Origin of the sequence: Klebsiella sp. LTGPAF-6F, from assembly GCF_001753185.1 — a bacterium.
Classification (GTDB): Bacteria; Pseudomonadota; Gammaproteobacteria; order Enterobacterales; family Enterobacteriaceae; genus Klebsiella; species Klebsiella michiganensis.
In genome coordinates this window covers 3,347,145-3,359,177 of record NZ_CP017450.1, presented here as the reverse complement: position 1 = coordinate 3,359,177, position 12,033 = coordinate 3,347,145, and the positions used below count along the sequence as shown (strand labels likewise).

The window sequence follows — 12,033 nt, the reverse complement described above, 5'->3', positions numbered from 1 at the left end:
CCCGTGCGGGCGCCATTCATTACGGGGTAATGGTGCGACCGGTGCGGCGGTCAAGGCAGCGCAGGGTGTTGGGCTCCCAGTACGCGTTGACGTTCGCGCTCTTCTGGCAGTTGTCCTGGGCGTCAAAAGCCACGTCGGCTTTATCCCACTCTTTTTCGGCGCGCTTGTTGACCTTCTGGCGTAAAGTGCGGGTGTCATTCCACTGCTCTTTTTCCATGGCGGCCTGCTGGCGGCTCTGGGCGCTGTCGCCGGATTCGATGACCAGCTTGTCCGTTTTGGCGAATGACGATGCGGTAAAGACCACCGCGCTCAGCGCCAGCAGGGCAGTCAGGCACCAGCGTTTGTTCAGTGTTGTGTTCATCACGATTTCCTTTAAGCGATTCCCTTGGATTGAGTTTACTACATCTCCTTTCGACGGCATACCCGACAAAACAGAGTAAACGACGGCCATTATTGCGTAGAATGCGTTAACGCTTGTTCAACTTACGACGCTTTGCATGTTAAAAACCACGCTGCTTTTCTTTGCTACCGCCCTGTGCGAAATCATTGGCTGCTATTTACCCTGGCTCTGGTTAAAACGCGGGGCGACGCCCTGGCTGCTGATGCCGACGGCCCTGGCGCTGGCGCTTTTTGTCTGGCTTCTGACGCTGCACCCCGAGGCAAGCGGACGGGTTTATGCCGCTTACGGTGGGGTGTACGTGTGTACTGCGCTGCTGTGGCTGCGCTTTATCGATGGCGTCAGACTCAGCCACTATGATTGGGCTGGCGCGCTGGTTGCGCTGTGCGGCATGCTGATTATTGTGGCCGGCTGGGGACGCGCATAGCCTCTTTTACTGAGTGAGCCGGGCCAGGTGATGCTGTCCCGGCCCATCTCTTCCTGCCTTCTCGCTCGCTTTCTCTGTTCACGCCGCTTTTATCCCCGATGAGATACTGTGATCTGCCGCGTCTTTTTTGATCGTTATACTTGTATGGTAGTAGGTCTGATGGTTTACTTTTACCCACTAACCGCACAGAAGTAAGGAATGAGAAATGAAGATCGTTGCCGCTGAAGTTTTCGTCACCTGTCCGGGGCGCAACTTCGTCACCCTTAAAGTCACCACTGATGACGGGATCGTCGGGTTAGGTGACGCGACGCTAAACGGTCGCGAGCTGTCCGTTGCGTCCTATCTGCGGGATCATCTCTGTCCGCAGCTGATTGGCCGCGACGCGCATCGCATCGAAGATATCTGGCAGTTTTTCTACAAGGGCGCCTACTGGCGTCGTGGTCCGGTCACGATGTCGGCGATTTCCGCTATCGATATGGCGCTCTGGGATATCAAGGCGAAAGCCGCAGGCATGCCGCTCTACCAGCTGCTGGGCGGGGCTTCGCGCGAAGGCGTGATGGTCTACTGCCACACCACGGGTCACTCCATCGATGAAGTGCTGGATGACTACGCGCGCCACAAAGAGATGGGGTTTAAAGCGATTCGCGTGCAGTGCGGCGTGCCGGGGATGAAAACCACCTACGGAATGGCGAAAGGTAAAGGGCAGGCCTACGAGCCGGCAACCAAAGGCCAATGGCCGGAAGAGCAGCTGTGGTCTACCGAGAAGTATCTCGATTTTACGCCACAGCTGTTTGCCGCGGTACGCGAAAAATTTGGCTTTAACGAGCATCTGCTGCACGACATGCATCATCGCCTGACGCCGATTGAAGCGGCGCGTTTTGGTAAGAGTATTGAAGATTACCGCCTGTTCTGGATGGAGGATCCGACCCCGGCGGAGAATCAGGCGTGTTTCCGTTTAATTCGTCAGCATACCGTCACGCCGATTGCCGTCGGAGAAGTCTTCAACAGCATCTGGGATTGTAAACAGCTGATCGAAGAGCAGCTGATTGACTATATCCGCACCACCATTACCCACGCAGGCGGGATTACGGGGATGCGTCGGATCGCCGATTTTGCCTCGCTTTATCAGGTACGCACCGGTTCACACGGGCCGTCCGATCTTTCTCCGGTCTGCATGGCGGCCGCGCTGCACTTCGACCTGTGGGTGCCGAATTTTGGCGTCCAGGAATATATGGGCTATTCCGAACAGATGCTGGAAGTCTTCCCGCACAGCTGGACGTTTGATAACGGCTATATGCATCCGGGTGAAAAACCGGGGCTGGGAATTGAGTTCGATGAAAAACTGGCCGCGAAATACCCCTATGAACCGGCCTATTTGCCTGTAGCGCGTCTGGAAGACGGCACGTTGTGGAACTGGTAAAGAAGGAAGTCAAAATGAAAAGTATCGTGATTCGCCAGCCCAACGAACTGGTGATTGAAGAGCGTCCGATCCCGCAGCCTGCCGCGGGCGAGGTGCGGGTAAAAATTAAGCTGGCGGGGATATGCGGTTCCGATAGCCATATTTATCGCGGCCACAATCCGTTTGCCAAATACCCGCGCGTTATTGGCCATGAATTTTTTGGCGTTATCGACGCCATCGGAGAAGGGGTTACCGACAAAGCCATCGGCCAGCGGGTCAGCGTTGATCCGGTCATCAGCTGCGGCCATTGCTATCCTTGCTCGGTGGGCAAACCAAACGTCTGCACCTCTTTGGTGGTGCTCGGCGTGCATCGGGATGGCGGTTTTAGCGAGTACGCGGTGGTGCCGGCGAAAAATGCCTGGCAGGTTCCGAACAACGTGACGGACAGACATGCGGTGATGATTGAGCCCTTCACTATCGCGGCCAACGTTACCGGGCACGTTTCGCCAACCGACCAGGATATCGCGCTGGTCTACGGCGCCGGGCCAATGGGCCTGACGACCATTCAGGTGCTGAAGCGGGTGTATCGCGTTAAGCAGGTCATCGTGGTCGATCGCATTGATGAACGCCTTGAGATGGCCCAGCGTAACGGCGCGGATTGGGTGATTAATAACAGCGTCGTGCCTCTGGCGGATACGCTGAAGGCGGAGGGGGTACTACCGACGCTGATTATCGATGCGGCCTGTCATCCCTCGATTCTACAAGAGGCGGTCACCCTGGCTTCTCCGGCGGCGAGAATTGTTTTAATGGGATTCTCGACGGAGCCTTCGCAGGTTGCACAGCAGGGTATTACCGGCAAGGAGCTCTCTATTTTCTCGTCGCGTCTTAACGCCAATAAATTCCCGGTGGTCATAAAGTGGCTGGAACAAGGCTTAATTAACCCGGAGGAGCTGATTACTCATCAATTTGCTTATCAACATGTTATCGATGCACTGGAGCTTTTTGAAAATGACAGGAAACGTTGCTGTAAGGTTTTATTAACCTTCAGCCAATAACAACAGGTGCGGACTCTGTATTCTACAATTAGAGATAATCATTATGACTACCGTAAAAAATGAGAGAACCACTTCCGATCTCATTCGTGCAGCCGTATCTGGTTGGTTAGGCACGGCACTGGAGTTTATGGATTTCCAACTCTATTCCCTTGGCGCAGCGCTGGTTTTCCATGAGATTTTTTTCCCGGAGCAATCCGCCGCCATGGCGCTGATTCTGGCAATGGGAACCTACGGCGCGGGCTATATTGCGCGGATCGTCGGCGCCTTTATTTTTGGTAAAATGGGCGACAGTATTGGGCGCAAGAAGGTTCTGTTTATTACCATCACCATGATGGGGATCTGTACCACGCTTATTGGCGTGCTGCCAACCTATGCCCAGGTCGGTATTTTAGCGCCGGTGTTGCTTGTGACTTTACGTATTATTCAGGGGTTGGGTGCCGGGGCCGAAATATCAGGTGCGGGTACCATGCTGGCGGAATATGCGCCGAAAGGTAAGCGTGGAATTATCTCTTCGCTGGTGGCTATGGGCACCAACTGCGGTACGCTAAGCGCCACGGCTATCTGGGCGGTGATGTTCTTCGTGCTGGACCGTGAACAGCTCGTCGCGTGGGGATGGCGTGTGCCGTTCCTGGCAAGCGTAGTGGTGATGATCTTTGCCATCTGGCTGCGTCTCAATCTGAAAGAGAGCCCGGTTTTTGAGAAAGTGAGCGAAGACAGCGTCCTGCAGAAAGAGATAGCGACCCAGGAAGGAACCTTTAGCGCCATGCTGAAAAGTAAGTCCTTCTGGCTGGCGACGGGTCTGCGCTTCGGACAGGCGGGAAATTCAGGATTGTTGCAAACTTTCCTCGCGGGCTATCTGGTTCAAACATTACTGTTTGATAAAGCTATCCCTACCGATGCGTTAATGATTAGCTCTGTTATCGGCTTTATTACTATCCCATTCCTTGGGTGGCTGTCAGATAAAGTAGGGCGTCGCTTACCCTATATTATCATTAATATTTCAGCCATTATTCTGGCGTATCCCATGCTGTCGATTATTGTGGATAAGAGCTATAGCGCGAGCACCATCATGGCGTCACTGATCGTCATTCATAATATCGCGGTATTGGGTCTGTTTGCGCTGGAAAATATCACCATGGCGGAAATGTTCGGCTCACGTAACCGCTTTACCCGCATGGCAATTTCAAAAGAGGCGGGGGGATTAGTCGCCGTAGGCTTTGGCCCGGTGCTGGCCGGTATTTTCTGCAATATGACCGGTTCCTGGATGCCCATTGTTGTGATGCTGGTGTGCTACTCCATCATTGGCTTAATTTCCGCCATTCTGATGCCTGAAGTGCGTGACCGCGATCTGAGCTTGCTGAATGACGCCGCAGACTGCGCGCCGCAGAATAAAGCGGTGGGTAACGGGCAATATATTTAAAAAACACAAACTCCGCACCGAATGATGATCGCCGTAAATAACATTATGCCGGGCCATTAGCCCGGCATTTTCACTCTTTTATTCTCAGAAATACCGAAAGTATAACTCGCCCATCTTCTTGTATGGTAGTTGATAAAAGTCAAAGATATCATACCAATTGCATGAGATGGTTTATTTCACCAGCCGGTACCCACTTACCGTGGGGATCCAGAAATCATAAATATGAGAGCCACCATGGAACATATGCTATTAACAGCGAACGCCACGCTGCCAGCTTACGATCGCAACCGTCTTATTCCACGCATCGTTCATTTGGGCTTTGGCGCATTTCATCGCGCTCACCAGGCGGTATATGCCGATATTCTGGCGACAGAACACGGCAGCGACTGGGGCTATACCGAAGTGAACCTGATCGGTGGCGAGCAGCAAATCGCCGATCTGCAACAGCAGGATTTACTTTACACCGTCGCCGAAATGTCGGCGGATGCCTGGACCGCCCGCATTGTTGGCGTGGTCAAAGAGGCGATGCATGCCCAGGTCGATGGTCTGGAAAGCGTGCTGGCAAAAATGTGCGAGCCTCAGGTCGCTATTGTGTCATTGACCATTACCGAAAAAGGCTACTGCCACTCGCCGGCCAGCGGTGAACTGCAGTTAGAACACCCGTTGATTGTTGCCGATTTGCAAAACCCTCATCAACCGAAATCCGCGCCGGGCGTGGTGGTAGAAGCGCTGGCACGCCGTAAGGCGGCAGGTCTGCCGGCCTTCAGCGTGATGTCCTGCGACAATATGCCGGAAAACGGTCACGTCATGCGTAATGTCGTCTGCGCCTATGCCCGCGCCGTGGATGCCGAATTAGCCGAGTGGATTGCGCGCAGTGTCACTTTCCCTTCTACTATGGTTGACCGCATCGTACCGGCGGTGACTGCCGAAACGCTGGAGAAAATTGAACAGCTCACCGGCGTTCGCGACCCGGCTGGCGTCGCCTGCGAACCGTTTCGTCAGTGGGTCATTGAAGACAACTTTGTCGCCGGTCGTCCGCAGTGGGAAAAAGCCGGCGCTGAGCTGGTGTCGGACGTGCTGCCCTTTGAAGAGATGAAGCTGCGCATGCTGAACGGCAGCCACTCGTTTCTTGCCTGGCTGGGCTATCTGGCGGGATACCAGCATATTAATGACTGTATGCAGGACGAAAACTACCGTCGCGCCGCGCGTGCGCTGATGCTGGAGGAGCAGGCGCCGACGCTGAACGTGCAGGGTGTGGATCTGGCACGCTATGCCGGTCTGCTGATCGAGCGCTATAGCAACCCGGCGCTGAAGCACCGCACCTGGCAGATAGCGATGGACGGCAGTCAGAAACTGCCGCAGCGGATGCTGGATTCGATTCGCTGGCACCTGGCGCATGGCGGCGACTTTACGCTGTTGGCAATGGGCGTCGCGGCCTGGATGCGCTATGTCAGCGGGGTGGATGACCAGGGGCAGGCGATTGAAATCTCCGATCCTTTACTGCCGGTGATTGCGCAAACCGTACAGAATAGCGCAGACGGCGAAGAACGCGTGCGCGCACTGCTGGGTATTGAGGCTATTTTCGGTGCCAGTCTGCCCCAGGAGAGCCGTTTCGTGAACGCGGTGGTTCGCGCTTATTTATCCCTGCAGCAGCACGGCGCAAAAGCGACCGTAGCGGCCTGGGCTCAGGCAAACTAATTTATTTCACCCGCGTGCCGCCGGTCCCGGCGGCATTGCCCTCATGCTGTATCCCTGAACGCTTTTCCCGCCAGAAATATATTTCCCGTCAGGCGCAATCTTTGATCCAGATCGTTGAATATACATAACTTTATCTAACAACAGTTAAGTATAAATAACTGATGTTTATTTTAATGAATTAAATATTTATCTGGATGATTATTCATTCTCCTGGTGAAGTAAATATGGCATGATGAGTTAACTTACTAAGTTTCCTCAGAAAAAAGGAGAACGGACTATGTACAAAAAAATTTTGCTGCCCGTAGACGTTTTTGAAATGGATTTAAGTGACAAAGCGGTTCGCCATGCTGAGTTTTTAGCATCAGCGGATGAAGGGGAGATTACGCTGCTCAACGTTCTGCCGAACAGCAGCAGCTCAATTTTACGCGGTTTTGCGGCCGATATACGTAAGTTTGAGGCCTATATGCGTGAGGAATCTGAGAAAAAGATGAAGACAATATCCCGTCTGTTCTCCATTCCCGCCGGGCGGATTCATTCCCGAGTTGTCTTTGGCAACGTGCGCGATGAAATTCTGGCGGTGAGCGGCAATGAGGATTTTGACGTTATCGTTATTGGTTCCCGCAAGCCGGGTATATCCACTCATCTTCTTGGTTCAAACGCTGAGTCGATTTTACGTCACGCTAAAATACCGGTTCTGGTTGTCAGGTAAGTCAAGCTCTCGCGGCAGATAATCTGTTCTGCCGCAACTCGTTTTATTCCTCGCTGAACCAGTCGCTGTTTTCCTGACGAACAAGCAGCACGGACTCGCTAATTTCTTGCAGATGCAGGCGCATGGCTTTTTCAACCGCATCCGGATTGCGGGCGACCAGCGGCTGGAAAATATCATAGTGCTGACGCAGCATCATATCGGGCGGGGTCACATGATCGAGGCTCATATAGCGCACCCGGTCAATGGTGGCTTTAATATTCTCGACGGTATCCCAGGCGAGCTGGCAGTCGGCGATTTGCGAGAGCTTCTGGTGAAATTCGTCATCCAGCTGGAAAAAATCCGTTAACTGCTGCCGCTCCACCGCCGTACGCTGCTGATTGAGATTTTGCTCAAGCTGGTAGAGCTGTTCATCATTCACCATTCCGGCGGCGCGTCGCACCACGGCGCATTCGATGGCCTGGCGGACAAAACAGCCGTTACGCACCTGCGAGAGCGAGATTTTATTCACATAGCTGCCGCGCTGCGGACGGATCTGAATTAAGCCATTTTCAGCCAGTTTGATAAAAGCTTCGCGTACCGGTTGCCGGGAAACGTCAAAGCGCACGGAGACTTCTTTTTCCGAAAGAGGGGTGCCTGGCGGGATCAGACAATGGACGATATCCCGACGCAGGATACGATAAATTTGCTGATTAACGGGCTGTGTCGGATTCAGGTGTGCTTCTGCGGCCATGGATGATTACTTTTATATGAGGTATTTGCGCTATTTTACGCGTTTTTTGTCTTCCAGCCCAGACCCGGCCCGCGGGCCGGGTTACAGAGCTTAGCCCTGGCGGTGCACGTTCAGTCCGGCAAAACTTTGGCTGACCGGCATGATTTCCAGGGTATTAATGTTGACATGTTTTGGCAGGGTTGCGACCCACCAGACCGCTTCGGTGACGTCTTCCGGAGTCAGGGCCTGAGTATTTTCGTAAGCTTTCTCGGCTTTAGCATCATCACCTTTAAAGCGCACGTTAGAGAATTCGGTGCCGCCGACCAGACCGGGCTCAATATCGGTCACGCGAAGGGCGGTACCGTGAAGGTCGGTACGAAGATTGAGGCTGAACTGACGCACAAACGCTTTGGTCGCGCCGTAGACGTTACCGCCAGCATAAGGCCAGGCGCCGGCGACCGAACCGATATTGATTACGTGGCCGCGATTACGCTCAACCATACCCGGCAGAACGGCGCGGGTCATATACACCAGCCCTTTGTTATTGGTGTCAATCATGTCTTCCCAGTCTTCAATGTTGGCTTTATGCGCGGGCTCCAGTCCCAGCGCCAGCCCGGCATTATTGACGAGAACATCAATCGCCTGCCAGTCTGCCGGCAGTCCGGCAATCAGCTCTTCAATGGCTGCACGGTTGCGCACGTCCAGCTGGGCGGTATAAAGGTTCTCGCCCAGCTCATCTTTAAGCGTTTTCAGGCGTTCTTCGCGACGCCCGGTGGCAATCACTTTGTGACCGTTAGCGATAAAACGGCGAGTAATGCTTTCACCAAAACCCGCTGTTGCTCCGGTAACCAGGATAATCATCTTACTGTTCCTCAACGATTTTTGTGTCTTCATACCATAGCACGCGATCCCGGCGACGGGTAATGGAAATCACCAGACCTTCCCGCCGAACGCGGCGGTGAACAGAGTAATCATTGCGGTCAATCAATGAGTTGCCTAATCTTACAGAATAATCGTGTTCAGGAGATGAAGATGTCGGAGAACAATCCTTTTTTTAGCGTCAGTCTGCTGCCTTATCAGGCGCCGCGTTTCGATTTGATTGACGTGAGTCATTACCGTCCGGCCTTCGACGAGGGCGTTCGTCGCCAGCGCGCAGAGATTGCCGCCATCGTGAATAACCCGCAGCCGGCTGATTTTGCCAACACGCTGGAAGCCCTGGAACAGAGCGGCCAGCTGCTGGCTCGGGTAACCAACGTCTTCTTCGCGATGGCGGGCGCGGAGACCAATCCGGCCATTCAGGCGCTTGATGAGCAGTTTTCCTCTGAGCTGGCGGAACTGGCGAATGATATCTGGCTCAACGATGCCCTTTTTCAGCGCGTGAAGCAGGTGTGGGAGCGGCGAGAGTCGCTCTCCCTTGACGCCGAATCCCGACGTCTGCTGGAGGTGACCTGGCAACGCTTTACCCTTGCGGGAGCCACGCTTGCGGACGATCAAAAAGCGGCGCTTCGCGCGTTGAATACCGAAGCGGCAGCGCTGCAAAGCCAGTTTCAGCAGCGCCTGCTGGCGGCGGTAAAATCTGGCGGTCTGGCGGTGGATTACGCTCATCAGCTCGCGGGGCTTAGCGACGATGAAATAAGCGCAGCGGCAGAAGCCGCGCAGGAGAAGGGATTAGGTGGTCGCTGGCTGCTGCCTTTACTCAATACAACCCAGCAGCCCGCGCTGGTTTCGCTGCAGGACCGGCAGACGCGAGAGAATCTGTTTGCAGCAGGCTGGACGCGAAATCAGAAGGGCGATGCGAATGACACTCGCGAGCTGGTACTGCGGCTAGCGGAGCTCCGCGCGCGCAAAGCGCAGCTGCTGGGCGCTGATGACTTCGCCAGCTGGTCAATGGCCGATCAGATGGCGGGCGATCCGGCAGAGGCGTTTGCCTTTATGCGGCGAATCGCTCCGGCGGCGAAGGCGCGGGCCGAGCAGGAGCTGGCGGATATTCAGCAAGTTATTGATAATGAAGGCGGTGATTTCCGCGCGGCGGCGTGGGACTGGCTCTATTACGCCGAGCAGGTGCGCAGGGCGAAATTTGCCATCGATGAAGCGCAGCTCAAGCCCTATTTTGCCCTCGACCGCGTCCTGCGCGACGGCGTGTTCTGGACGGCGACACAGCTGTTCGGTATTCGCTTTGTCGAGCGATTCGATATTCCGGTTTATCATCCGGACGTGCAGGTATGGGAAATTATCGACGCTAACGGAGAGGGAATTGCGCTGTTCTACGGCGACTACTTCTCGCGGGACAGCAAAAGCGGCGGGGCGTGGATGGGCGTATTTGTTGAACAATCCACCCTGCGTGCGCAGCATCCGGTAATTTATAACGTCTGTAACTACCAGAAACCCAAAGCCGGACATAGCGCGCTGCTTTCCTGGGATGAGGTCATCACCTTATTTCACGAATTTGGGCATACCCTGCACGGCCTGTTTGCCAGCCAGAAGTATGCCAGCCTGTCGGGAACCAATACGCCGCGCGATTTTGTTGAGTTTCCTTCACAGATTTATGAACACTGGGCCAGCGAGCCGCAGGTATTTGCCCACTATGCGCGGCATCATCAAACCGGGGAAATCATGCCGGCCGCGCTGCGCGACAGCATGTTCCGCGCGGCGAAGTTTAATAAAGGCTACGACATGAGCGAACTGCTCGCAGCGGCGCTGCTGGATATGTACTGGCATAGCGTGAGGGAGGATAAACTCCCGGACGATGTCGATGCGTTTGAAGCCGCGTCCCTGCGTGCGGAGAATATGGATCTGGCCGCCGTGCCGCCGCGCTATCGTAGCAGCTACTTTTCGCATATCTTCGGCGGCGGCTACGCGGCAGGCTATTACGCTTACCTGTGGACGCAGATGCTGGCCGATGACGGCTACCAGTGGTTTGTTGAGCAGGGTGGTTTAACCCGTGAAAACGGCCAGCGCTTCCGCGAAGCGATTTTGTCTCGCGGCAATAGCACTGATTTAGCTGAACTTTATCGCCAGTGGCGCGGACACGATCCGCAGATTGAACCGATGCTGGAAAACCGCGGGCTGAGCTAGTCGCGCGTTTTGACGAGTAGAAGAAGACCGGGCGCAGCGCCCGGTTTTTTATCCAATTTTTCCTTCTCCAAAATCTCTGCAAAACGTCTCCGCCCAATTTAGCGCCCTCGGAATGGTTTGTCCTGTTATGGTAATCCCGTGCATCGACGCGCTGGCCACTTTTGCATAAAAACATGAAGCCCGGCATAAAGTGTTTTTTAGCGAAAAATAATATTAATATATTAAATATAGCTTCCTTGTAATATTAAGAGTTTACTTACATTGTTGCATGGATTTCTTAAATTTAATAAGCGAACTTGCTCTGTGAATGTTCTTCACTCTATCATCTGTCTTATCTCTTGCATATCTTTTATTGAACGGATTAAGTATGGCTAATATATTGCTTCTGGTATTCGCGGTTTTTTTATTGCTGGTTTCACTGATTTCTGGATTTTCGTATTTTAAAGACAGAAAAAAGCAAAAGTTGAGTTTTAAAAGCAAGCGTATGAAATTCAATTAAAATAGAGAGATGTTCTTCTCATAACGATGGAAGAGAATCTGATAAGCTCCTGGTTGTTTTCTAACTGGAATTTCTTCATTATTCGCAATTTATGGGAGTATACGGTTCTGTGATCGATGCCCAGGTTTTTTGCTGTTTCATTATTGTTAAGGCCAAGATTTATGGCATTAATGATTTTTAGTTGCGAACGACTCAATGACTGATGCGGGCATTTTAAACAGCGATTCTTCTCTGTCGTTATACGTTTCTTATCGCCCGCGATAAATTCATCAAAGAGAATAGACAGGTTTTTTTTGATTGTTTCAAGGCTGTTTTTATGAAATAAAATGACAGCATTTTGAACGCATAAAGGCAGCAGGCAAGGATTAAACGTTATTTCTTTTTTGGTGAAAATTACCACCGCTGGACACTCTGATTTGTATTTTTTCATTTCCTGGCATAATAAATACTCGCCAACCTCCATCTCAGTAAAAATTATGTCTGGTTTTGTGAGGTGATCTTGTATGTTGTTTCTTTGGAAACAAAGGTCGCTTATGCCTTTGGTGCTGGAAATTTCTTGGGTAAGTTCCTCTATGGCCTTTTCTAAATAAATGTTTTTGGTAATGATGGCGATTTTTAGCATGATTTTCTTATTTTTAAAAAGAC

12 protein-coding genes are annotated in these 12,033 nt (G+C 52.8%); 8 read left to right on the top strand and 4 right to left on the bottom strand.

Annotation, left to right across the window (positions count from 1 at the left end; all coding sequences use genetic code 11):
• Positions 1–19: 19 nt before the first annotated feature.
• Positions 20–361 carry a DUF1283 family protein gene (locus BJF97_RS15710; RefSeq protein ID WP_004851259.1) on the bottom strand — a complete coding sequence of 114 codons (342 nt, stop codon included), beginning with the start codon at positions 359–361 and terminating at the stop codon, positions 20–22.
• A gap of 136 nt (positions 362–497) precedes the next feature.
• Between BJF97_RS15710 and BJF97_RS15705 the strand changes: the two genes are divergently transcribed.
• The 6 genes from BJF97_RS15705 to BJF97_RS15680 all read left to right on the top strand — a co-directional run bounded on the left by BJF97_RS15705 (position 498) and on the right by BJF97_RS15680 (position 7,105).
• A complete protein-coding gene (locus BJF97_RS15705) occupies positions 498–824 on the top strand; it encodes a YnfA family protein (RefSeq protein ID WP_014229526.1) in 327 nt (108 codons plus the stop codon).
• A gap of 205 nt (positions 825–1,029) precedes the next feature.
• A complete protein-coding gene (rspA, locus tag BJF97_RS15700) occupies positions 1,030–2,244 on the top strand; it encodes a starvation-sensing protein RspA (protein WP_004851257.1) in 1,215 nt (404 codons plus the stop codon).
• A gap of 14 nt (positions 2,245–2,258) precedes the next feature.
• Entirely contained in the window at positions 2,259–3,278 is a 1,020-nt protein-coding gene (locus tag BJF97_RS15695; protein WP_014838618.1) for a Zn-dependent oxidoreductase, read from the top strand.
• Positions 3,279–3,321: 43 nt separating this feature from the next.
• Entirely contained in the window at positions 3,322–4,698 is a 1,377-nt protein-coding gene (locus tag BJF97_RS15690; protein ID WP_029946863.1) for an MFS transporter, read from the top strand.
• A gap of 234 nt (positions 4,699–4,932) precedes the next feature.
• The gene (locus tag BJF97_RS15685; RefSeq protein ID WP_032694481.1) at positions 4,933–6,396 is read left to right on the top strand and encodes a mannitol dehydrogenase family protein; all 1,464 of its coding nucleotides are present in this window, start codon (positions 4,933–4,935) and stop codon (positions 6,394–6,396) included.
• 277 nt (positions 6,397–6,673) lie between these two features.
• Entirely contained in the window at positions 6,674–7,105 is a 432-nt protein-coding gene (locus tag BJF97_RS15680; protein WP_004851249.1) for a universal stress protein, read from the top strand.
• Between the two features lie 43 nt (positions 7,106–7,148).
• Here the strand turns inward: BJF97_RS15680 and BJF97_RS15675 are convergent, their stop codons facing one another.
• Positions 7,149–7,835: a GntR family transcriptional regulator gene (locus BJF97_RS15675; protein ID WP_014229523.1), complete on the bottom strand. Its 687-nt coding sequence runs from the start codon at positions 7,833–7,835 to the stop codon at positions 7,149–7,151.
• Between the two features lie 90 nt (positions 7,836–7,925).
• On the bottom strand, positions 7,926–8,675 hold the full coding sequence (gene ydfG / locus BJF97_RS15670; protein WP_004851244.1) for a bifunctional NADP-dependent 3-hydroxy acid dehydrogenase/3-hydroxypropionate dehydrogenase YdfG: 750 nt from the start codon (positions 8,673–8,675) through the stop codon (positions 7,926–7,928).
• A 171-nt stretch (positions 8,676–8,846) separates the two neighbouring features.
• Here ydfG and dcp point away from each other — a divergent pair, with 171 nt between their 5' ends.
• Positions 8,847–10,889 carry a peptidyl-dipeptidase Dcp gene (gene dcp / locus BJF97_RS15665; RefSeq protein WP_032694468.1) on the top strand — a complete coding sequence of 681 codons (2,043 nt, stop codon included), beginning with the start codon at positions 8,847–8,849 and terminating at the stop codon, positions 10,887–10,889.
• 307 nt (positions 10,890–11,196) lie between these two features.
• Positions 11,197–11,388, top strand: coding sequence for a small membrane protein (locus BJF97_RS35680; protein ID WP_368856263.1), 192 nt, complete (start codon positions 11,197–11,199; stop codon positions 11,386–11,388).
• Here BJF97_RS35680 and BJF97_RS15660 read toward each other — a convergent pair.
• Positions 11,381–12,010: a helix-turn-helix transcriptional regulator gene (locus BJF97_RS15660; RefSeq protein WP_218187357.1), complete on the bottom strand. Its 630-nt coding sequence runs from the start codon at positions 12,008–12,010 to the stop codon at positions 11,381–11,383. The genes BJF97_RS35680 and BJF97_RS15660 overlap by 8 nt on opposite strands.
• Between the last annotated feature and the right edge of the window lie 23 nt (positions 12,011–12,033).

Bases quoted from the DNA above. Each gene is read 5' to 3' on its own strand.
- BJF97_RS15710 (WP_004851259.1), bottom strand. From the start codon at position 361: ATGAACACAACACTGAACAAACGCTGGTGCCTGACTGCCCTGCTGGCG.
- BJF97_RS15705 (WP_014229526.1), top strand. From the start codon at position 498: ATGTTAAAAACCACGCTGCTTTTCTTTGCTACCGCCCTGTGCGAAATC.
- rspA (WP_004851257.1), top strand. From the start codon at position 1,030: ATGAAGATCGTTGCCGCTGAAGTTTTCGTCACCTGTCCGGGGCGCAAC.
- BJF97_RS15695 (WP_014838618.1), top strand. From the start codon at position 2,259: ATGAAAAGTATCGTGATTCGCCAGCCCAACGAACTGGTGATTGAAGAG.
- BJF97_RS15690 (WP_029946863.1), top strand. From the start codon at position 3,322: ATGACTACCGTAAAAAATGAGAGAACCACTTCCGATCTCATTCGTGCA.
- BJF97_RS15685 (WP_032694481.1), top strand. From the start codon at position 4,933: ATGGAACATATGCTATTAACAGCGAACGCCACGCTGCCAGCTTACGAT.
- BJF97_RS15680 (WP_004851249.1), top strand. From the start codon at position 6,674: ATGTACAAAAAAATTTTGCTGCCCGTAGACGTTTTTGAAATGGATTTA.
- BJF97_RS15675 (WP_014229523.1), bottom strand. From the start codon at position 7,835: ATGGCCGCAGAAGCACACCTGAATCCGACACAGCCCGTTAATCAGCAA.
- ydfG (WP_004851244.1), bottom strand. From the start codon at position 8,675: ATGATTATCCTGGTTACCGGAGCAACAGCGGGTTTTGGTGAAAGCATT.
- dcp (WP_032694468.1), top strand. From the start codon at position 8,847: ATGTCGGAGAACAATCCTTTTTTTAGCGTCAGTCTGCTGCCTTATCAG.
- BJF97_RS35680 (WP_368856263.1), top strand. From the start codon at position 11,197: ATGTTCTTCACTCTATCATCTGTCTTATCTCTTGCATATCTTTTATTG.
- BJF97_RS15660 (WP_218187357.1), bottom strand. From the start codon at position 12,010: ATGCTAAAAATCGCCATCATTACCAAAAACATTTATTTAGAAAAGGCC.